The 19987-nt window shown below is 60.5% G+C and carries 18 protein-coding genes and 1 tRNA gene; 10 read left to right on the forward strand and 9 right to left on the reverse strand.

All coding sequences use genetic code 11. The features are described from left to right. Nucleotides 1–155: 155 nt before the first annotated feature. Nucleotides 156–1427, forward strand: a complete 1272-nt coding sequence (locus tag ACR0I0_RS19590) for an NAD(P)/FAD-dependent oxidoreductase (protein WP_480492563.1) — start codon at nucleotides 156–158, stop codon at nucleotides 1425–1427. Between the two features lie 2 nt (nucleotides 1428–1429). Here ACR0I0_RS19590 and ACR0I0_RS19595 read toward each other — a convergent pair whose 3' ends face one another. Next, nucleotides 1430–2131, reverse strand: coding sequence for an SDR family oxidoreductase (locus ACR0I0_RS19595; protein ID WP_171634230.1), 702 nt, complete (start codon nucleotides 2129–2131; stop codon nucleotides 1430–1432). 103 nt (nucleotides 2132–2234) lie between these two features. On the opposite strand from ACR0I0_RS19595, the gene ACR0I0_RS19600 reads away from it, so the two are divergent. Next, on the forward strand, nucleotides 2235–3086 hold the full coding sequence (locus ACR0I0_RS19600; protein WP_171634228.1) for a LysR substrate-binding domain-containing protein: 852 nt from the start codon (nucleotides 2235–2237) through the stop codon (nucleotides 3084–3086). On the opposite strand, the gene ACR0I0_RS19605 is transcribed toward ACR0I0_RS19600, so the two are convergent. Further along, nucleotides 3077–3979 (reverse strand): LysR family transcriptional regulator, encoded by a 903-nt coding sequence (locus tag ACR0I0_RS19605; RefSeq protein WP_209832332.1) that lies wholly within the window; start codon nucleotides 3977–3979, stop codon nucleotides 3077–3079. The genes ACR0I0_RS19600 and ACR0I0_RS19605 overlap by 10 nt on opposite strands. A 75-nt stretch (nucleotides 3980–4054) precedes the next feature. On the opposite strand from ACR0I0_RS19605, the gene ACR0I0_RS19610 reads away from it, so the two are divergent. From ACR0I0_RS19610 to ACR0I0_RS19630, 5 genes are all read left to right on the forward strand, one after another. Beyond that, entirely contained in the window at nucleotides 4055–7267 is a 3213-nt protein-coding gene (locus ACR0I0_RS19610) for a reductive dehalogenase (protein ID WP_480492564.1), read from the forward strand. A 125-nt stretch (nucleotides 7268–7392) separates the two neighbouring features. Then, entirely contained in the window at nucleotides 7393–8259 is an 867-nt protein-coding gene (locus ACR0I0_RS19615; RefSeq protein ID WP_171634219.1) for an FAD binding domain-containing protein, read from the forward strand. Next, the gene (locus tag ACR0I0_RS19620; protein WP_152458906.1) at nucleotides 8256–8735 is read left to right on the forward strand and encodes a (2Fe-2S)-binding protein; all 480 of its coding nucleotides are present in this window, start codon (nucleotides 8256–8258) and stop codon (nucleotides 8733–8735) included. The genes ACR0I0_RS19615 and ACR0I0_RS19620 overlap by 4 nt, the downstream gene beginning before the upstream one ends. Next, nucleotides 8735–10990: a xanthine dehydrogenase family protein molybdopterin-binding subunit gene (locus ACR0I0_RS19625; RefSeq protein ID WP_480492565.1), complete on the forward strand. Its 2256-nt coding sequence runs from the start codon at nucleotides 8735–8737 to the stop codon at nucleotides 10988–10990. The genes ACR0I0_RS19620 and ACR0I0_RS19625 overlap by 1 nt, the downstream gene beginning before the upstream one ends. Further along, complete coding sequence (locus tag ACR0I0_RS19630) at nucleotides 10983–11228, forward strand: MoaD/ThiS family protein (protein WP_152458904.1); 246 nt, start codon at nucleotides 10983–10985, stop codon at nucleotides 11226–11228. The genes ACR0I0_RS19625 and ACR0I0_RS19630 overlap by 8 nt, the downstream gene beginning before the upstream one ends. On the opposite strand, the gene ACR0I0_RS19635 is transcribed toward ACR0I0_RS19630, so the two are convergent. Then, nucleotides 11225–11929: a lysophospholipid acyltransferase family protein gene (locus ACR0I0_RS19635; RefSeq protein WP_171634212.1), complete on the reverse strand. Its 705-nt coding sequence runs from the start codon at nucleotides 11927–11929 to the stop codon at nucleotides 11225–11227. The two genes, ACR0I0_RS19630 and ACR0I0_RS19635, sit on opposite strands and share 4 nt — an antisense overlap. Before the next feature lie 141 nt (nucleotides 11930–12070). Between ACR0I0_RS19635 and ACR0I0_RS19640 the strand changes: the two genes are divergently transcribed. Beyond that, nucleotides 12071–12146: transfer RNA gene (locus tag ACR0I0_RS19640), tRNA-Trp, on the forward strand. 427 nt (nucleotides 12147–12573) lie between these two features. Here ACR0I0_RS19640 and ACR0I0_RS19645 read toward each other — a convergent pair. Further along, nucleotides 12574–13341, reverse strand: a complete 768-nt coding sequence (locus ACR0I0_RS19645; protein ID WP_171634209.1) for an alpha/beta fold hydrolase — start codon at nucleotides 13339–13341, stop codon at nucleotides 12574–12576. 378 nt (nucleotides 13342–13719) lie between these two features. On the opposite strand from ACR0I0_RS19645, the gene lptF reads away from it, so the two are divergent. Continuing rightward, entirely contained in the window at nucleotides 13720–14859 is a 1140-nt protein-coding gene (gene lptF / locus ACR0I0_RS19650; RefSeq protein WP_480492566.1) for an LPS export ABC transporter permease LptF, read from the forward strand. A gap of 3 nt (nucleotides 14860–14862) precedes the next feature. On the opposite strand, the gene ACR0I0_RS19655 is transcribed toward lptF, so the two are convergent. Next, nucleotides 14863–15696, reverse strand: a complete 834-nt coding sequence (locus tag ACR0I0_RS19655) for a LysR family transcriptional regulator (RefSeq protein ID WP_171722796.1) — start codon at nucleotides 15694–15696, stop codon at nucleotides 14863–14865. A gap of 101 nt (nucleotides 15697–15797) precedes the next feature. Between ACR0I0_RS19655 and ACR0I0_RS19660 the strand changes: the two genes are divergently transcribed. Further along, the gene (locus ACR0I0_RS19660; RefSeq protein WP_152458899.1) at nucleotides 15798–16400 is read left to right on the forward strand and encodes an HD domain-containing protein; all 603 of its coding nucleotides are present in this window, start codon (nucleotides 15798–15800) and stop codon (nucleotides 16398–16400) included. A gap of 39 nt (nucleotides 16401–16439) precedes the next feature. Here the strand turns inward: ACR0I0_RS19660 and speB are convergent, their stop codons facing one another. Genes speB through ACR0I0_RS19680 form a run of 4 tightly spaced genes read right to left on the reverse strand, consistent with a single transcriptional unit; the run spans nucleotide 16440 to nucleotide 19979 of the window. Further along, a complete protein-coding gene (gene speB / locus ACR0I0_RS19665) occupies nucleotides 16440–17282 on the reverse strand; it encodes an agmatinase (protein ID WP_480492567.1) in 843 nt (280 codons plus the stop codon). Then, on the reverse strand, nucleotides 17279–18448 hold the full coding sequence (gene nspC, locus ACR0I0_RS19670) for a carboxynorspermidine decarboxylase (RefSeq protein ID WP_480492568.1): 1170 nt from the start codon (nucleotides 18446–18448) through the stop codon (nucleotides 17279–17281). The genes speB and nspC overlap by 4 nt, the downstream gene beginning before the upstream one ends. 52 nt (nucleotides 18449–18500) lie before the next feature. Continuing rightward, nucleotides 18501–18695: a hypothetical protein gene (locus ACR0I0_RS19675; protein ID WP_480492569.1), complete on the reverse strand. Its 195-nt coding sequence runs from the start codon at nucleotides 18693–18695 to the stop codon at nucleotides 18501–18503. A 60-nt stretch (nucleotides 18696–18755) separates the two neighbouring features. Next, complete coding sequence (locus ACR0I0_RS19680) at nucleotides 18756–19979, reverse strand: saccharopine dehydrogenase family protein (RefSeq protein ID WP_480492570.1); 1224 nt, start codon at nucleotides 19977–19979, stop codon at nucleotides 18756–18758. Between the last annotated feature and the right edge of the window lie 8 nt (nucleotides 19980–19987).

Raw genomic sequence — 19987 nt, forward strand, 5'->3', positions numbered from 1 at the left:
CCGGTAAAAGCACAGGCCGTCGCCTTTGCGCGCCGTCCGGGCACCTTTGCCGTGGTGATTGATTGCTGTTTCGTTGTCGCAGCACGGGTCAAAAGGCCGCTTGCAAAGGGGGGGTGTCGGTATGATGATCCGCCGACAAGACTCAGAGGCCCGACGTGAACGATCCCGAACAATCACTTTGGCAGACCACCTGCACCGAGACAGTCCCCGCACCGCCCCTGACCGCTGACGCAGCGGTTGATCTGGCTGTCATCGGAGGTGGCTACACCGGCTGTTCAGCGGCTTTGACCGCTGCCCGCGCCGGCGCGTCGGTCTGCCTGCTCGAGGCGCAGGAAATCGGGTTTGGCGGTTCGGGGCGCAATGTCGGTCTGGTCAATGCGGGGCTGTGGCTGCCGCCGGATGACATCCGGGCGCATATCGGTATTGAACCGGGGAACCGTTTGATCGACTTGCTGGCCAAGGCGCCGGCGGATGTGTTTGCCTTGATCGATGAATATGGCATTGCGTGTGAGCCCGTGCGCAGCGGAACCCTGCATTGCGCTCATTCCGCGTCGGGTTTGAAGGACCTGCATACGCGTCATGCGCAGTTGAGCGAAGCCGGAGCGCCGGTTGTGCTGTTGTCGGCGGACCAGGCCGGTGAACGCACCGGCAGCCAGGCCTTTCACGGTGCCTTGTTCGATCCACGGGCAGGAACCATTCAACCTTTGGCCTATGCGGTGGGTTTGGCACGCGCGGCGTCACAGGCCGGGGCGCGGATACATACGCAAAGCCCCGTGCAGACCATGACATATGAGGGCGGGCACTGGGTTCTGGTGACACCGGGCGGGACGGTTCGGGCAAGATCGGTCATTCAGGCGACGAATGCCTATCATCTTGCGCTGCCGGATACCGCGCCTGCCTATGTGCCGGTCTATTATTTCCAGTACGCCACGGCCCCGCTGACGGACAATTTGCGCGCCAGTATCCTGCCACGGAAAGATGGGTGCTGGGATACCGGGCTGATCATGACGTCATTCCGGCTGGATCAGGCGGGGCGGATGATCATTGGCGGCATGGGGGATCTGGGACACGCCGGCCGGGTTGTACATTCCGGTTGGGTCCGGCGCAAGCTGGCCGAGCTCTATCCGCAATTGGCCAACCAGTCGTTGGAACACGGGTGGCACGGGCGGATCGCAATGACATCGGATCATATTCCAAAGATCACGCAGATCGGCCCCAAAGCTTTGGCCGCACACGGGTATTCCGGTCGCGGCATCGGCCCGGGCACGGTGTTCGGCCGCATGATGGCCGAAAGCCTTCTGGCCGATGATCCCTCGCTTCTGCCGGTTCCCGCCGTGTCGGAACACCGCGAAAACTGGACGCGCGTGCGCCGCGCATTTTTTGAATCCGGCGCGGCGCTGACGCATCTTGTAAAAGCGCGGTTCTAAGTTCAGACAGACCGGGTGATACCGCCGTCCACCCGGATATTCTGTCCGGTGATGTAACCGCCGCCCTCCGAGGCGAGCAGAGCGACGACCGAGGCGATCTCGTCGTAGCTGCGCCCATAACGACCCATCGGAATGCGGCTGCGGAATTCTTCTTTCTCGGGCAGGCTGTCAATGAAGCCCGGAAGAATGTTGTTCATGCGGATATTCTCGGCGGCATATTTGTCCGAGTACAGCTTGGTGAAGGCGGCCAACCCGGCGCGGAACACGCCCGACGTCGGGAAAACCGGATCCGGCTCGAAGGCGGCAAAGGTCGAGATGTTGATGATCGAGCCTCCTCCCTGCGCCTGCATGATCGGGGTCACAAGCCGGGTTGGGCGCACCGCGTTCAGGAAATAGACATCCATGCCGGTGTGCCAATCCTCATCCGTCAATTCAAGGATCGGGGCACGGGGACCGTGACCGGCAGAATTGACCAGAACGTCAACACGCCCCCAATGGGCCATGGCGGCATCGACAAGTTTCTGCAAATCCTCGGTGGACTGGTTCGAGCCGGTAATACCGACACCGCCCAGCTCTTTTGCCAAAGCTTCCCCTTTGCCCGAGGAGGACAAAATGCCGACCTTGAACCCGTCCGCCGCCAGCCTCCGGGCGGAATCCGCCCCCATGCCGCTGCCGCCCGCTGTGATAAGTGCTACCTTTTCCATCTGACATCTCCGTTTTCAGTTGATCCCAAGATGGCTGTCGGACAGTGGTTTGACCAATCAGTTCTGCTGCCTCTATTCTGTAGAAAATCTACAGGATAACAGCATGACCGCCCTTCCACCCCTTAACGCCTTGCGCGCTTTCGAGGCTTCTGCCCGTCACTTGAACTTTCGACTGGCCGCCGAAGAGCTGGGCGTGACGCAGGGCGCCGTGGCGCAGCAGGTGCGCGGGCTTGAGGCGCGATTGAACGAGGTTCTGTTCGACCGCCTGCCGCGCGGGTTGCGCCTGACGGATGCCGGGCGGCGGTTTCACGCGCCCCTGCGACGTGCTTTCAGGTTGATCGAAGAGGCTGTGGCCGACTTGTCTCCGGACCGGCGGATCACATTGTCGGTCACGCCCAGCTTTGCCTCGAAATGGTTGGTGCCGCGTTTGTCGGGCTTCACGGACCTGTATCCGGACGTCTCGGTTCAGGTGGATGCGCGCGAGCGTCTGGCGGATTTCAGTTCGGATGGCGTCGATCTTGCAGTCAGGCAGGGTCGGGCGCCGTTTGCGGCGGAACTGGAGGCGGTGCCTTTGTTCTCGACCGAATTCATCCCGGTATGCAGCCCTTCTGTTGCGGGCGGAATCAGCACCTCTTCTGATCTGCTGACGCAAGTGCTGCTGAACGACACCCACGGATTGTGGCCCTTGTTCCTTGAACGGGTGGGGGTAAGCGGAAAACCCAGAATGATGAGCTTCAGCCAGACCAGCCTTGCGATCGATGCCGCAGTTTCGGGGCAGGGGATAGCACTGGCCAATGCGCCTCTTGTCGCGCCCGAGGTGGCCTCGGGCCGTCTTGTTCAGCCGCTTGCGGATGTCCTGGTTGCAGATCTGGGGTTTTACGTGGTTGCGCCCCGCAAGCCGCGCCAGCCGCAACTGGTCAGGATCATGCGCGACTGGCTGTTGTCTCAGGTCTGAAGAGACGCGGCGATCGCCTCGATCCGGGCCCGCAACCAGCGATGTGCCGGATCATTGGCCGACCTTTGGTGCCAGACCATGTAGATCGACACCGGGGCGCATTCGAACGGCAGTGGCGCGCAATCCAGCATGGCCAGCGGGCCCTGTTTCATCAGCGCCGTGTCGGTCGAGATCAGGTCGCTGCCCAGTATGAAGGCCGGGATGGCGTTGAAATGCGGCAAGGTCACCACTGCTGGCCTGATCTGGCTTTGATCGACGCCACGCATGACGGCGCGGGCATTGCGGCCATCGGCAAAGCGAACCTCGACATGATCGCAGTTGCAATAGGCGTCCCAACTGTCCGGCGGCGTGCGCTGTGTGGCGTCATAGAACAGCATCAGCGGGCTGGTCATCAGGCGTTTTTGAAAGATATCCGGCCCGTCCGGCGGCAACGGGGTCAGCATCAACTGGCATCTGTCACTGCGCAGCAGCTCGGGGTCGGGCACGCCTGAAGGAATGAATTCCAGCCGCAGACCCGCGCCTTCGGCACGTGTTTCTCGTAACAGCTGCGGAAAGATCAACTCGCGCGGCATGTCATTGGTGGCGATGCGGATCCTGATCTGTTCAGACTGCGGATCGAACGGCCGCCCTTCGGTCAGCGCCCGCATTCCGTCCAGCACCTTTTGTGCGGGCTCCTTCAGGGACAAGGCGCGCTCGGTCGGGGTCAGGCCCTGACCGGACCGAACAAACAGCGGGTCGCCCAGCACCAGCCGGAGCTTGGCCAGCGTGTGGCTGATGGCCGATTGCGTGACGCCCAGCCGATCCGCAGCTTTCGAAACCGAGCTTTCCTCGAGAATGGTCAGAAAGGTGCGCAGAACCTTGCCGTCGAGATCAGTGAAATCGATTTTCTTCATACCGCTTATGATTATGCATGAATGGTTTCGCTGTCCATGACGGGGTAGGGGATGGATGGCAACAGGAGGCGCATAATGGGAATCCGCTTTTTCTCGGACAAGAACCGGCCCGTTCACATGGGGCGATACCCGTTGGAGCGTTTGACCCGACAAGATACCATGCCGGATTTGTCGCGCGTGCCCGCCATGGGCGAACTGAGTTTCCTCCGGCCGGAACGGCCCTACAGCATCGTCAACGCCATGGGCGAGTTTCAGGCGATGCTGGACGCGATCCGCGACGGGTTGGTGAACCCGATTGCATCCGAGATCCCCTCAGATCCGCAGGAGCGCGCCAACCATCTGAAGGCATTTGGGTATTTCAACGACGCATCGATGATGGGCTGTGGGCCGTTGCCGTCGGATGCACTGCTGGAGGAACCACGCCGCAACCCCGATATCGACCGGCTTGCCCACGCATTGCGCACGCGCCAGACCAAAACGCTGGCCTCTGGGATCGATCTCATCATGGCCGATCTGAAAGACAGTATGGAGGCCGCGCCCAAGCCGATTGACGACCACCGTCACGCCATCGTCTTTCTTTACGAACACAACCGCGACCCTGACCCTTCCGAACCCGGTGCGGACTGGATCATCGACGCGCAGGATCATCGTGCCTGCCTGCTGGCAACCGAGAATGCGGTGGTCATCGCCAACTATATCCGACTGCTGGGTTTTGACGCCCGCGCGCACAGCATGATGTCGTCCGAAGTTGATCTGGGCAAGCTGGCCATGGCCGCCGGTCTGGCCTCGGTCGAGGGCGACCAGCTGGTTGCGCCTTGGCTGGGCACCCGGTTTGGCCTTGCTGCCGTGACGACCGAGATGCCCATCGCGCATGACCGGCCGCTGAGGCCCATGCCGCAACAGCCGTGGTTTCGGACCCAAGGTCCGGCATGGTGGCTGGGCACGGGATTTGCCAAGAACGCCCTCAACCGTGACCCATATGCCAAACGACGCTATGTGGACGGGGCCCATCCCTTCGAAAAGCTCAAACGGGTCGAGGCTCCGACAACCTATATCGACGAAGAGAATGTGGCCCGCGTTCCCAAGCGCGCCGACATGTTCGCCCGCGCCCAGTTCGGCGACATGGGCAAGTCATTGCAGGACGCCGCGAAAGGCGGGTACTACGTGCGCAAGGCCGCGCCCAGCTTTGCCCAGCGCCGCGCGCTGGGTGCATTCGTTCTGTTGCAGGATGGTGAAAGCGCCGAGGTCGCAGGACCCACCGATGCCGAGCGCAATGCGGCGAACATCAAGGCGGCGACCTATTTCCTTGGGGTCGATGCGGTGGGCCTCAGCCGCTGCCCGGAATGGGCGTGGTATTCTCATGACGCCACGGGCGAAGAAATCGTGCCGCCGCATGATCAGGCCATCAGCATGATCATCGATCAGGGCTATGAAACGATGGAAGGTGCCAGCGGTGACGACTGGATCAGCGTCGCCCAATCCATGCGCGCCTATCTGCGCTTTTCGCTGCTGGGCGGCGTGATTGCCCAACAGATCCGCAACCTGGGCTACAAGGCCAAGGCGCATACGGTGATGGATGGCGAGGTGCTGCAACCGCCGCTTTTGCTGCTTTCGGGGTTGGGAGAGGTCAGCCGGATCGGAGAAGTTATCCTGAACCCCTATCTGGGCCCGCGCCTGAAATCAGGCGTGGTGACGACCGACATGCCGATGACGCATGACAAACCCATCGATTTCGGCCTGCAAACCTTTTGCGAATCCTGCAACAAATGCGCCCGCGAATGTCCCTCGGGCGCGATCACCGCCGGACCGAAGCTGATGTTCAACGGTTACGAAATCTGGAAATCCGACAGCCAGAAATGCGCCACGTACCGTGTGACGACCCCGGGCGGCGCGATGTGCGGGCGCTGCATGAAGACCTGCCCGTGGAACCTCGAAGGCCTCTTCGCTGAACGCCCGTTCCGCTGGGCTGCGATGAACATCCCCACCGCCGCGCCCGCGCTGGCCAGGCTGGACGATGCGGTCGGCAATGGCGGGCTGAACGACACCAAGAAATGGTGGTGGGATATCGAGTTGCAGCCCGACGGCGCCTATCGCCCTACGACGCACCCGTTGAACCGGCGCGATCTGCAAAAGGATCTGGACCTGAAATATGAGGATCAGACCCTGGCCGTCTATCCCGCTTATCTGGCTCCGCACCCATGGCCCTATCCCTTTGCAATGGACCGAGAAGCCGGGATTGCAGCCTATGAGGCCATGGTGACGGCTGACGAGTACAAGGCCCGCAAGGCAAGCGGGGACATGTCGATCATCCATCGCTATCAGATCGCCGGTGATGCGCCCGTGATGCGGGTCGCCGTGACCAAGGTTGAAAAGATGACGGCGGATGTCACGAAATACGAATTTGCATCGCTGGACGGTGCGCCCCTGCCGGGATGGACAGCGGGCGCACATCTGGACGTTCTGGTCGCGCCTGAATTTCTGCGGCAATATTCCATGTCCGGCGACCCGTCGGATCGTACGAAATATCAGATCGGAGTGCTGCGCGAGGATGACGGGCGCGGCGGGTCCGCGCTGTTGCATCGCATCTTCACCGAGGGCCGAAAGGTTTTCGTGTCCAATCCGATCAACCACTTTGAATTGGATGAAAGGGCCACCAGAACATTCCTCATGGGTGGCGGCATCGGCATCACCCCGATGATCGCATTTGCCCATCGTCTGCATGCGCTGGGCCGCGAGTTCGAATTACACTATTCGGCCAGCACACGGGGCGGGGCGGGGTATCTGGATGATCTGGCCGCCATGCCCTGGGCGGATCGCGTTCATTACCATTTCTCGGATGAAGGCACCCGCGCCGACCTGAATGTAATTCTGTCCGGCTACCGGGATGGATGGCATGTCTATACCTGCGGGCCGGATCGTTACATGGACGGCGTGGTTCAGGCGGCCGAGCAGCAGGGCTTTCCCGAAGAGGCGCGTCACCTGGAATATTTCTCGGTTCCTGAAACGCCTGAATATGAAAACCACGCGTTTGAGCTCAAGCTTGCGCGTTCGGGCCGGACACTGCCCGTGCCCGCAGACAAGGACGCGGCGCAAGTTCTGAACGAAGCCGGTATTCATGTGGATGTGAAATGCGCAGACGGCATCTGCGGCGTCTGTAAATGCGGTGTCATTTCGGGCGAGGTCGAGCATCGGGATTTCGTTTTGTCCCGCAAACAGCGCGAAGGCGCCATGATCCTGTGCCAAAGCCGCGCGGCGGAACCTGATGGGGTGATCGAGATCGATCTCTGAACCCTGTCCAAAAGCGACATTTGGAAGTTGAATTTTGATCGCTCGGCCCATGGACGCCGGACGAGGGGTGAATTAACGTCGCCGCGAACCCAGATATTCCTGACCAACAGGTACGAGGTAGCTTCATGGATTATCACAGCCCTGCCAGCTTTGCCGAAGCTTCGGCTCTGGCCGCGAACGCGACGGGCATCACACGTTTTCTGGCGGGCGGTACGGATGTACTTGTGCAACTGCGCTCGGAACTGGTGACGCCCGATACGCTGATCGACATCAAGAAGATCGACGGCGTGCGTGACATCACCCGCAATGCCGACGGCAGTTGGACGATCGGCGTGGCCGTCACCGGCGCCGAGATGAGCGAGCACCCCGAGCTTGGCCGCGACTGGCCCGGTGTGGTCGAGGCGATGGACCTGATCGGTTCAACTCAGGTTCAGGGCCGCGCGACGCTGACGGGCAATCTGTGCAATGGCTCACCTGCGGCTGATTCCGTGCCCGCCATGGTGGCCGCAGGCGTGACCGTCACCGTAACCGGCCCCGATGGCACGCGTGACGTTGCGGTCGAGGACATCCCGACCGGGCCCGGCAAGACCTCGCTGGCGAAGGGCGAGTTGATCTCGGCCGTCAACATCCCTGCCCGAGGCAAGAATGGGGGCGACGCCTATCTGCGGTTCATCCCCCGTACCGAAATGGACATTGCGGTGGTGGGCGTAGGTGTGAACCTCCGTCTGGACGGTGAAGTCATCACAGAGGCGCGCGTGTCGCTGGGTGCCGTGGCACCGACCGTTCTGTTGGTTGAAGACTGTGCCAACGCGATCATCGGCAGCACTTTGGACGATGCCGCCCTTGACGCACTGGCCGCGGCCGCGTCCGCCGCCTGCAATCCGATCGACGACAAACGAGGTACGATCGCATTCCGTACCGAAGTCGCCGGCGTTCTGGCCAAACGTGCCGCAAAGATCGCCTATGCCCGCGCGAAGGGAGAAAACGCATGAGCAAGCTCCACGTATCCACCACCGTGAACGGGGACGCAGTCGAATACCTGTGCGACCCGCGCGAAACCCTGCTGGACTGTCTGCGCGACAAACTGAACCTGACCGGCGCCAAAGAGGGCTGCGGCACCGGTGATTGCGGCGCGTGTTCGGTCACCGTCGATGGCCGTCTGGTGTGCTCGTGCCTGATGCTGGGTGTCGAGGCCGAAGGCAAGCAGATCGAAACCGTCGAAGGGATTGCGGATGGTGACATCCTGCACCCGTTGCAGAAGAAGATGATCGAATACGCCGCGCTGCAATGCGGCATCTGCACCCCGGGCATTCTGGTGGCGGCGAAGTCGCTGCTGGAGAAGAACCCCAATCCGACCGAGGAAGAAACGCGTTATTGGCTGGCGGGCAACCTATGCCGCTGCACCGGTTACGACAAGATCATTCGCGCCGTGATGGACACGGCGGCTGAGATGCGGGAGGCGTCATAATGGCTCTGGACGATCGCAAAACTGACTTCACCTTCGTTGGCACCCGCCCCGATCGCCCTGACGGTCTGGACAAGGTGACGGGCCGGGCCAAGTTCGGTGCGGATATCTCGGCCCCCGGCATGTTGCACGGCGCAATTCTGCGCTCACCCCATGCCCATGCCCGGATCGTCAGGATTGATACCTCGAAAGCCGAGGCATTGAAGGACGTCAAAGCCGTCGTGACCCGCGCCGATTTCGCCGATGTCCCGTTCAAGCCCGGGCTTGAAGGCGAATTCTGGAATGTGCTGGAAAATGTCATGGCGGGGGAAAAGGCGCTCTATGACGGGCACGCGGTAGCTGCGGTGGCGGCCACATCTGCCTTGGCGGCACGTGATGCGCTGAAACTGATCGAGGTCGAATACGAGGTACTGTCGCACGTCACCGATGTGGACAAAGCGATGGCCCCGGATGCGCCGGTGATCCGGGAAGGTGCTGCGGATTATTCGGTGCCGGAAGGGATGCACCCGAACGTCGTGCGTTATCACGAAAGCGGTCACGGTGACGTCGAGGCGGGCTTTGCCGAGGCCGATCTGGTTATCGAAGACAGCTTTGTCACCGAGGCGACCCATCAGGGCTATATCGAACCGCATGCCTGCCTGGGCATGCTGGGCAATGACGGCAAGGGCGAGTTGTGGTGCACAACCCAAGGCCACTGGATCGCGCAAAAGACCTGTGCGGCGCTGCTGGGAATCGAAACCTCTCAGCTGCGCGTCACGGCGTCTGAAATCGGCGGCGGTTTTGGCGGCAAGACCACGGTGTTCATCGAACCCGTCGCGCTGGCGCTCAGCCGCAAGGCCAACCGTCCGGTCAAGATCGTGATGACCAGGTCCGAAGTTTTTCGTGCCACCGGGCCGACCTCTTCGGCGTCGATGGACGTGAAGATCGGCATGAAGAAAGACGGCACGGTCACGGCGGCGCAGGGTGTCTTCCGCCTGCAAGGCGGGGCCTTCCCCGGCGCCCCGGGCGATATGACGGCCATGTGTGCCTTTGCGCCCTACAACCTGACCAACGTCAAGCAGATCGGTTACGATGTGATGTCGAACCGTCCGAAACAGGCCGCGTACCGCGCGCCGGGCGCTCCGATGGGCGCCTTCGCCGTTGAATCCGTCCTTGATGAGCTCTGCAACAAGCTGGGCCTCGATCCTATTGATGTGCGTTTGAAAAATGCCGCGCATGAGGGCACGAAGGCCAGCTATGGCCCGACCTACGAACGCATCGGTCTGGTCGAAACCCTTGAGGCTGCCAAGGCGCATCCCCATTACGCGGCACCGCTGAAGCCGGGTCAGGGGCGCGGGGTTTCCTGCGGTTTCTGGTTCAACCACGGGGGCGAGACCAGCGTCTCATTGGCACTGTCCGAGGATGGTTCGGCGCAGTTGATGGTCGGCACACCCGACATTGGCGGGTCGCGCGCATCCATGGCCTTGATGGCGGCCGAGGTTCTGGGCATTCCGTATGAAAATATCCGCGTGACCATCGCCGACACGGCGACGCTGGGTTACAACGACGTGAGCCATGGTTCGCGCGTGACCTACGCGTCGGGCCTCGCGACGATCAAGGCAGCAAGACACGCGGTCGAGAAACTGTGCGAACGTGCGGCGGCCAAGTGGGGCATCCCGGTCGATGCGGTGAAATGGGAAGACGGCTGCGCGGTGCCCTCGGGGCCCAATGCGGGGGATTTCGACGCGATGCCTTTGGCCGACATCACGGCGGATATGGGATCGACCGGAGGCCCGATTTCGGGCCATTTCGAAGCAACCCCCGAAGGCGCGGGCGTATCCTTTGGCACCCATATCGTCGATGCCGAGGTCGACCCGGAAACCGGCAAGACATCGATCACCCGGTACACGGTCATTCAGGACGCCGGCAAGGCGATCCACCCGACTTATGTGGAAGGGCAGTTTCAGGGTGGCGCCGCACAGGGCATCGGCTGGGCACTGAACGAGGAATACATCTATGGCGAAGATGGCCGGTTGCAGAACTCGATCTTTCTTGACTACCGGATTCCCGTTGCCAGTGACCTGCCGATGATTGACACGGTGATCGTCGAAGTGCCCAACCCGGGCCACCCGTTCGGGGTGCGCGGCGTGGGCGAGACGGGCATTGTGCCGCCCCTGGCCGCCATTGCCAATGCGGTGTCCAATGCGGCGGGTGTTCGGATGAAGCAACTGCCGATGTCTCCGCCGCGCATTCTGGCGGCCCTGAAAGAAAATGGTTGAGGTCCACCTTTGGTCCGGCCTCCGGTCACTGACCGGGGGCCAGCAAGTGGTTGAGGTCGAGGCCAAAACCACCGGAGAGCTATTACGGGCTTTGGTCCGTGCCCACCCACAGTTGCAGGCCCCCATTGATGCAGGGGTCTCCATCGCGATCGACGGGCGCGTCATAGCCACCGGGCTTACCGAGCCGATTCCCGAAGGCAGTGAAGTCTATCTGATGCAACGTCTCAGGGGCGGTTAGGCGTCAGGTGACCAGGGCTCGCGCCCGACCATCCGGTCAGCTTCTGCCGTGATGTCGTTCATGTGCTGCTCCAGGCTCAGGCGCAGGGTCTCGATTTCCTCTTCGCTGGCCTTGCGGGGCACTGTTTCAGTCCATTCCCGGCACAGAAACACGCCTTCATTTCGCCAGGGGCGGGGCATCAGAAGGTGATCCCAGGTTCCCGCTTCGCGACCATGTTTCGCGGAAAAGGTGATACCGAATACGCGCTTGCCCGAGGTGCGCGCCCATACCAACGGAACCGTCGACAGAACCCGTTCCGGCCCGCGCGGTCCGTCTGCCGCGATCCCAATAGAGATACCCTGCTTCATCTTGCCCAGAACCTGGCGTGACAAGGCAACGTGGCGTGTCTTGCTGGCCATGGCGATCGTGTCCATGCCAAACAGCTTTTGTACCCGGCCCACCATGCTGCCCGCCCGGGCAGACGAGGTGATCGAACAGATGCGCCCCTTGTCCAGCGGGAAGAAATAGGGCGACTGCGCCAGCCGTTGGTGCCACAGCACAACGATGACCGGTTCACCTTGTTCGGCCAGCTGATCCAGTTCTTCGTATCCGATGCGCTGCCAGCGTGTGTTGCGGTTGACCAATCGAATGTAAGTGGCGATCCGGCGGGCCACCCAGTTCAGCACGGCTTCGCTGTCTGCGATCTTCTTGCGGAGGTTCACACGGGGTTCCTTTTGCTGACCGGACCTTGTCTTAGCGCACTGCACATTTTGCGCAACTTGTTTGTCGGCTCAGATAGTGGCGTGGAATTCGAAAAAGCCTCTTGAGTCCGCCGCGCGGCTGTCATATCTGGGGCTCACCATAGGGGTATAGCTCAGTTGGTAGAGCGACGGTCTCCAAAACCGTAGGTCGCGGGTTCGAACCCTGCTGCCCCTGCCATCCGCATTAAAACACCATTCGGCAATCGTGCCTGGCGCGTTTCCAGCGCGCGCGGCTTTCGGCTATGGCCGGGGCGGACCGGCAATAAGAACGCATGCAGGCTTTGTGAGCCGCAGTGCAGCCAAACCCTATATGCCATCTAAAAATACCGGCCCAGAGTGTGAACAGCGTCACTGACGGATGTTGGAAAGTCTGGTTGTTTGAGAATGTCAAAGAGTTGGCGTTCAGGTTCTGCACAGAACGCAGGTTTTCAGTTTCTCCCTTGTGACTGGGGCGCGCTTGTGGTCGAGCGCGCCCTTTCCGTTTCTGGTCAGCAACCCATAGTGACGATATCAGAACGTGCAGAGAATCCGTCCAAAGACGGTACTTGAGCAGAACCCGCAAAATCGGGCTTTGCACCATAGAAAGGTGTTGGGCGACCGGTCAGTCAGGCCAGCAGCGCCAGATCCCCGATATTTGTCTTGTGCCGGGTCGGCATCGTTTTTGCCGGATGGCCGTCGATCGTCAGGGCGAGGTCCTCATAAAACCCGCCGCTGTCGAACCACCAGCGATGCGACTTCATCATCTTGCGCTGCCCTTTGGGGACGTCTCGTTGATATTGGTGGTCACAGAAAATATCCCAATGACCTTTCGAGGTCAGCTTCGGCATCCCGACACGACCAGCGCGACGCCGACCGCCGTGAACAATCCCGCCGGCCAGGGCCAGCACCTTGTCTTTCCGGCTATAGTAATTGGTGAATCGCTTGCACCGTTTTTTCAGGACCAGATCGCCCCATGCGCCCTTTTCCAGCCATTCTGAATCGATGTCCGCTGATGCAAACATGACCTGATCCGCCGACCATATCTTGTTGCCTGGCCCGGCCGAATCCCCGAAGTCCGAGAAAGCGCGCAGTACCACCAACGCCCCCATGGAATGCGCGATCAGATGCACCTTGGGGCGTGGCGACATCCCCAACAGCGGCAAGATCCCGTCCCCCACCAGATGCGGCGCCACCGCCTTGGCATCGGAGCGGTCCGAGTCGTAGGTGTGCACCGATCCGTCGCTGGGCCAGTCAAAGGCAACGACCGCGCCCTGATACCCGTTGCCCCTGAGATTGGTTTCTATTTTCCCCAGCCGGTCCAGCATGTCCTTCTGGCTGGTGTTGAACCCGTGAACATAGATCAGGACGGCCGAATCCCCGCCCTCCTGTCGCACGAGATCCAGCCATTTGGTTTTTTTGATAATACTACCCTTACGAATTTTTCCACCAGGGCTTTGCTGGGTGATGTGAACATACCTGGTCTTTGCCGCCGGCTTAAACGTGAACTTTTTCTTCGGGGCGTTATAGGTGCGGCGTGAAAAAAATAGTGCCAAGTCGGAAACTCCCTTCTGAACAATTCCTGAATTGTGCCACGAACTGCCATTTTCACAAAGGGTTGGCCTTTAACCTCTTCGGGGCCAAATCGGCGTCGTTGGGAGAATGCGGGAATGCGCCAAGGTTGCATACCGGGGCATCCTGACGTCCAATGCCTGTTTCCTCTGCCGGCTTAATGCCCTAGTGTCCGCTGCAAACGAACACACGCACGAGGCCCCATGTCGCGTTTTGATGGATATTTCCTGCGGCAATTGCTGATTCTGTTTGGCTTTTTCACCCTGGTGCTTGTCGGTGTGTTCTGGATCACCCGGTCTGTCAGCCTGTTTGACAGGGTCATCAGCGGTGGGCAGTCGGCGATGGTCTTTCTGGAATTCACCGCGCTGACTTTGCCGACCCTGATCCGCACGGTCATGCCCATGGCGGTGTTTGCCGCCGCCGTCTATGCCACAAATCGCCTGAGCCGCGAAAGCGAACTGACGGTTATGCTGGCCACCGGATCCAGCCCTTGGCGGCTTGCCCGGGCGGTGCTGCTGTTCGGTGTGATTACCGGGGTGATGATGGCGATCATCAGCGTGTTCCTGCGCCCGGCCTCGGTTGAACAGCTGGAAATCCGGCAGGCTGAAGTGGCCGGAGATGTGACGGCTCAACTGCTGAACGAAGGCGAATTTCTGCACCCCGCCGAAGGTGTCACGGTTTACATAGGCAGGATTGATCTGGACGGCACACTTCATGAAGTCTTCGTGTCTGATCGCCGCGATCCTGAAAACGCGGTCAGCTATTCAAGCGTAACGGCCTATCTGGTCAACAATGATGCTGGCATTCACCTTGTGATGGTTGATGGGGTTGCATTGCGCCTGAACAAGGAAGGCAAGGTGTTGTCATCGACCCTGTTCCAGGACGCGTCCTACGACATCTCGGAACTGACGAATACAAATCCGATGGCCCGGCGCAGCCTCGAAGCCATTCCAACCGCCGAACTGATCCGCAACCGGGATGAGGTTTCAGCCACGGAAGGGTTCAGCCAAGGCAAACTGATCGAAGAGCTGCACCAGCGGTTCTCGTGGATTGCGATTTGCATCGCCGTGGCGCTGGCCGGGTATTCAACCCTGATGCTGGGCAGCTTTTCCCGGTTTGGATTGTGGCCGCAGATATTGGGCGCCTTCACCATTCTTGTGCTGCTTGAAGGTGTGCGCGGGTTTGTTTCCCCGGTGGTGATCGATGACCCGGAGCTTTGGTTTCTGCTGTACCTTCCCGCAATCATAGGGGTGCTAATCTCGGGCCTTTTCCTGCTTGTTGCTGGTCGGCCGCTTGTGCGAAAACGGCAGCGCGATCCCCAGATCATGCCGACACCGGCCTGAGTTCTAGCCGCGAAGATCCACCAAACAGCTGTGAATGTCGTCAAATTCCTCGCGATCACCGCGGGTGACCAGATACATGGGCAGCGGCAAGCTGATACTGTCCTCGACCCGCTCCAGAGCACCCGAGGCCAGATGTTCGGAAATGACGTAATCGGGGAAATAGCCGTTTCCGCCTCGGTGCAGAACATATCGCAGCGCCATCATGCAATTGCCAAGAAACACTGTCTGACCCGACGCCCGTCGCGCAGCCGATCTGACATGGTCCTGATAGACCTCGCCCAGTTCAAGGTTGACGAAGATCATGTCATCGTCCGTGCCGTCAGCCTGTGGCGTCCGGACCAGGGACAATAGCTCGGGTTCAAGCGCGTACCATGTGACACGCCGGTCCGCCGGCTTTTCATGTGTGATCGCCGCGTCCAGCACATGGGTTGCCACCGCTTCGACCATGTTCAGGTCGTGGTCATAGTTCAGCGTCAACAGCAATTTGCCAAAGCGCTGTTCAAACCGAACCGCCAGGTCCACCAGCAACGGATCCCAGATGCTGAGCTGGCCGCCCAACCGCAGTGCCGGGCGGTTCTGTGCCTGTCCCGGCAGGTCGCGCGATGCGAAGCCCCAAAGGGACAACATCTGTTCCGCATAGGGTTTGAACTGCCGGCCGAACTCGGTCAGCGCCGTTCCTCCGGCACCGCGCGTGAACAGCGCCCTGCCGGTTTCCTCCTCGATCAGGCGAATACGCGCGCTGACAGCGGTCTGCGTCACATTCAACTTGCGAGCGGCGGCATGAAAGCCACCGGCTTCGGCCACGCAGAGAAAAGTTTCCAGAGCTTTGAATTGCATGTCGAAAGTATTTTTTGATCATTGCGATAAAATCAATTCATTTTTTTGAAGGGTGGTTTCGAACTACGCTTTCGCTCAGGACACATGCCAAAGGATCAGCCATGCTGGACAAAAGCCACAAACCCACCTGGACCAGTTTCGAAACAGCCACCAAGGCCGACTGGGACGCCGTGATGGAGTATGAAGAGGCGTATAATGCGGCCCTGCCAGACCGTATCCTCGATGCCATCCGCTCGTTGGACGAAGAATGGACGCCCTATCCGGTCAACCGCTACCAGCACAGCCTGCAAGCCGCGACCCGTGCTTACGAGGACGGTGCGGATGAGGAACTGGTGGTGGCGGCGTTGATCCATGATACCGGCGATATCCTGTCGCCCTACAATCACGGAGAGCTGTCAGCGGCGATGATGAAGCCTTACGTCAGCGAAAAGACGTATTGGATTCTCAAGCATCATTGTGTGTTTCAGGGGTACTACTACAACCACCATCTGGGCGGCGACCGCAACGCGCGCGACAAATATCGCGACAGTCCTTATTGGGAAGATTGTCGCTATTTCTGCCATGAATATGATCAGAAGGCGTTTGACCCGAATTATCCGACCAAGCCGCTGGAGTTCTTCGAACCCATGTTGCGCCGCGTCCTGAACAGGGGCGAAGGCCATATGGAGCTGAACGAAACCGCCGATGACGGCAAAACTGGCTAGGAACCGGATCAGGCGGGCCAGCCCGGCCCGCCTGTCTGATCAGCAGCTCGCCATCAGGCGATAGACGATCTGCGCCGCGGTGAAATCCCAGGCGGCATTGCCGTCGGGGGCCAGTTCGACCACGTCGAAGCCGACGCATTTACGACCCTTCAACGCATGTTCCACCAGGCGAAGCGCCTGATAGTATCCCAGCCCGCCCGGAACAGGCGTGCCGGTCGCGGGCATCTGCGCCGGGTCCAGCCCATCAACGTCAAAGCTGACATAGACCAGTTCGGGGAAGTCTTCGGGCAGGTCGACGGCATGGATGTTGCCGGTCACCAGCTCTTCGGCATCCACGTGGAAGACGTGGTTCCTCAGGCGGCTTTTGGCTTCCTCGGTGGAAAAGGCGCGCACGCCGAACTGGGCCAGTGGGATACCTTCCTCGGCCAGCAGATGCATCACCGAGGCATGCGAGTGTTTTTCGCCCTGATAGGCGTTGCGCAGATCGGCATGGGCGTCGATCTGCACGATACCGACGGGCTGGCCCAGGGCGCGGGTCACACCCATGACCGCGCCATAGCTGAGCGAGTGTTCACCGCCCAGCGTGACCGGCACCTTGCCGGCACGGACGGCGGCCTCGGTGCGCTGGGCGAGGCGCTCCATGACGTCCGGCAGCGGGCCGGCGCAATCCAGTGGGGCTTCGGTAAAGATGCCTTCGACGCAGGGTTCCGCGTGACCCGTGATGCGTTCGAGTTCATTGCTGGCCTCGATGATCGCTTCGGGGCCTTTGGCGGTGCCAGACCCGTATGAGACCGTGCGCTCCAGCGGCACCGGGATCACACGGAACCGGGCGTCTTCGCTGCGTTCGGCCTCGGTCAGTTCGCTGTCGAGGAAAATGCTCATGAAAGTCTGTCCTTAAAGTCGTCATAGCCGAATTCCCTGATGATCTTCAGGTCATCGGTTTCGCTGTTCCACAGGGCGATGGTGGGCAGGGGCACGCCGTTGAACGTGTTGGTCTTGACCATCGAGTAATGCGCCTGATCGAGGAAGGCAAAGCGCTGCCCGATCCGCAGCGGCTCGGCCCAAGTGTAGTCGCCGATCACGTCGCCCGCCAGGCACGAGGGGCCGCCCAGGCGATAGGTGTGGCCGGTTTCGGCCTCGTCCATCAGGGCGGGGCGATAGGGGGCCTCGATCACGTCGGGCATGTGGCAGGTGGCCGAGATATCGGTGATGGCGAGGTTCATGCCATTGGTGGGTAGGTCAAGGATTTCTCCGATCAGAATGCCTGCGTCCAGGGCGACGGCCTCACCGGGTTCGAGGTAGACGTCGACGCCATATGCCTCGCGTATGGTTTTGATGAAAGCCACCAGACCCTCACGGTCGTAATCGTCGCGGGTGATGTGGTGACCGCCGCCGAAATTCAGCCATTTGAGCTGGCCCATGAATGGCCTGAGTTTTGGTTCGACAGCCGCCCACGTGCGTTGCAGCGGCTCGAACCCTTGTTCGCAGAGTGTATGCATGTGCAGGCCGTCAACTCCGGTCAGAGCCTCGGCAGTCAACTGGCTGACCGGCGTGCCCAGGCGTGAGCAGGGCGCGCAGGGATCGTATTTCGGCACCTCACCTTCGGAATGTTCCGGGTTGATCCGCAGGCCGACCTGAACGCCCGCGGCCTGGGCTTTGGTCAGGAACCGGTCTTTTTGCGCCGGAGAGTTGAAGATGATGTGATCGGACAGCGACAGGATTTCGTCGATATCCGCGTCCTTGTATCCGGCGCAGAAGGTGGCAACCTCGCCGCCATATTCTTCGCGGCCGAGCCGTGCCTCGTAGATGCCGGACGCACAGGTGCCGCCGAGGTGCTGGCGGACCAGCGGGGCCAGTGAGAACATGGAAAACGCCTTGAGCGCGCTCAGGACATGCGCGCCGGACCGGGTGCCGATGTCGGCGAGGATGCGCAGGTTTCGCTCAACCGCTTTTTCATCGACCACAAAGCATGGGGTTGGCACGCGGCTGAGATCGAAATTGCGAAAGGCACCGGCATCGCCGGCTTGTGTGGTCATCATGTCTGCCATGAGAATCCAATCCCTTTCATTCTAACCGCGGCCCCTCAAGTTCTAGGCAGTTTCAGAGGAGGCCCATCATCCAAAGTGGCACAATGAATGACAGGAGATGGGCGATGAGAGCGACAGGATTTTCTACTGCCACACGAATGGTGGATTTTTCCAAGCGGAACATTTCGACCGTATCTGTCCTATAACGCTCGGAAAAAACAAGAAGGAGTGCGTAGGTTCCGAGCATCGACCCGATCAGAACAGCCATTTGCTTATCTGACGACATTGTTTCTACACGCTCCTTCCTTTGTTTTAGGACGATTGAGCTTCAGAACTCGACGGGGCCGTCGAGTTCGTGGACCTGCCAGGGAAGGCCGTGGGTGTTGAGCATGTCCATGAAGTCATCCGGGTCGAGCTGTTCCATGTTCCACACGCCCGGTTCGCGCCAGTTGCCTTTCAGCACCTGTGCCGCGCCGATCATGGCGGGGACGCCGGTGGTGTAGCTGACGGCCTGGCTGCCGACCTCGCGGTAGCATTCCTCGTGATCGCAGATGTTGTAGATGTAATAGGTTTTCTCGCCCGAGCCGTCCTTGGCCTGACCCGTGGCGATGTCGCCGATGCAGGCCTTGCCCTTGGTTTCGGCGCCCAGATCGCCGGGATCGGGCAGCAGGGTTTTCAGGAACTGGATCGGGATGATTTCCTTGCCGTCATGCATCACCGGGTCGATGCGGGTCATGCCGACATTTTCCAGAACTTTGGCGTGAGTGATGTAAGCGTCACCGAATGTCATCCAGAAGCGGGCGCGTTCGATCTCGGGGAAGTGGGTGCTGAGCGACTCCAGTTCCTCGTGATACATCAGATACATATTCTTGGGGCCGATGGCGGGAAAGTCGAACTCGACCTTATGGGTCATGGCGGGGGAGTGTTTCCACTCGCCACCTTCCCAGTGGCGCACTTCGGCCAGCACTTCGCGCAGGTTGATCTCGGGGTTGAAGTTGGTGGCGAATTCTTGGTCGTTGCTGCCGCCATTGGCGTCGAGCACGTCGATCTGGCGGATCGTGTCCAGCTTGTGTTTCTTGAGCCACTTGGCGAAGACGGATGTCACGCCCGGATCGAAACCCGAGCCGAGGATGGCGGTCAGGCCAGCCTGTTTGAACTTGTCCTGATAGGCCCATTGCCAGTGATATTCGAACTTGGCCTCATCCTCGGGCTCGTAGTTCGCAGTGTCGAGATAGTGGCACCCGGCCTCGAGGCAGGCGTTCATCAACACCAGGTCCTGATAGGGCAGGGCCAGGTTCACCAGGATCTCGGCACCGGTTTCCTTGATCAGCTTCACCGTGTCCTCGACCTTGTAGGCGTCAAGCTCGGCGGTGGCGATGTCAACGCCCACGCGCTCTTTCACCGATTTGGCGATGGCGTCGCATTTCGACTTGGTCCGGCTGGCCAGTGTGATTTCGGTGAAGATGTCCGAATTCATCGCCATCTTGTGCACGGCGGCGTGGGATACGCCGCCCGCGCCGACAACCAGTGTTTTGCCACTAAGTGAACCCATGGGGGTAA

The sequence above is a fragment of the Ruegeria sp. AG6 genome (assembly GCF_056541565.1).

What these genes read in the sequence shown, in the direction of transcription:
- ACR0I0_RS19615 (WP_171634219.1), top strand. Translation starts at nt 7,393, where the DNA reads ATGGATTATCACAGCCCTGCCAGCTTTGCCGAAGCTTCGGCTCTGGCC.
- lptF (WP_480492566.1), top strand. Translation starts at nt 13,720, where the DNA reads ATGTCGCGTTTTGATGGATATTTCCTGCGGCAATTGCTGATTCTGTTT.
- nspC (WP_480492568.1), bottom strand. Translation starts at nt 18,448, where the DNA reads ATGGCAGACATGATGACCACACAAGCCGGCGATGCCGGTGCCTTTCGC.
- speB (WP_480492567.1), bottom strand. Translation starts at nt 17,282, where the DNA reads ATGAGCATTTTCCTCGACAGCGAACTGACCGAGGCCGAACGCAGCGAA.
- ACR0I0_RS19595 (WP_171634230.1), bottom strand. Translation starts at nt 2,131, where the DNA reads ATGGAAAAGGTAGCACTTATCACAGCGGGCGGCAGCGGCATGGGGGCG.
- ACR0I0_RS19610 (WP_480492564.1), top strand. Translation starts at nt 4,055, where the DNA reads ATGGGAATCCGCTTTTTCTCGGACAAGAACCGGCCCGTTCACATGGGG.
- ACR0I0_RS19605 (WP_209832332.1), bottom strand. Translation starts at nt 3,979, where the DNA reads ATGAAGAAAATCGATTTCACTGATCTCGACGGCAAGGTTCTGCGCACC.
- ACR0I0_RS19680 (WP_480492570.1), bottom strand. Translation starts at nt 19,979, where the DNA reads ATGGGTTCACTTAGTGGCAAAACACTGGTTGTCGGCGCGGGCGGCGTA.
- ACR0I0_RS19630 (WP_152458904.1), top strand. Translation starts at nt 10,983, where the DNA reads ATGGTTGAGGTCCACCTTTGGTCCGGCCTCCGGTCACTGACCGGGGGC.
- ACR0I0_RS19655 (WP_171722796.1), bottom strand. Translation starts at nt 15,696, where the DNA reads ATGCAATTCAAAGCTCTGGAAACTTTTCTCTGCGTGGCCGAAGCCGGT.
- ACR0I0_RS19600 (WP_171634228.1), top strand. Translation starts at nt 2,235, where the DNA reads ATGACCGCCCTTCCACCCCTTAACGCCTTGCGCGCTTTCGAGGCTTCT.
- ACR0I0_RS19620 (WP_152458906.1), top strand. Translation starts at nt 8,256, where the DNA reads ATGAGCAAGCTCCACGTATCCACCACCGTGAACGGGGACGCAGTCGAA.
- ACR0I0_RS19675 (WP_480492569.1), bottom strand. Translation starts at nt 18,695, where the DNA reads ATGGCTGTTCTGATCGGGTCGATGCTCGGAACCTACGCACTCCTTCTT.
- ACR0I0_RS19625 (WP_480492565.1), top strand. Translation starts at nt 8,735, where the DNA reads ATGGCTCTGGACGATCGCAAAACTGACTTCACCTTCGTTGGCACCCGC.
- ACR0I0_RS19660 (WP_152458899.1), top strand. Translation starts at nt 15,798, where the DNA reads ATGCTGGACAAAAGCCACAAACCCACCTGGACCAGTTTCGAAACAGCC.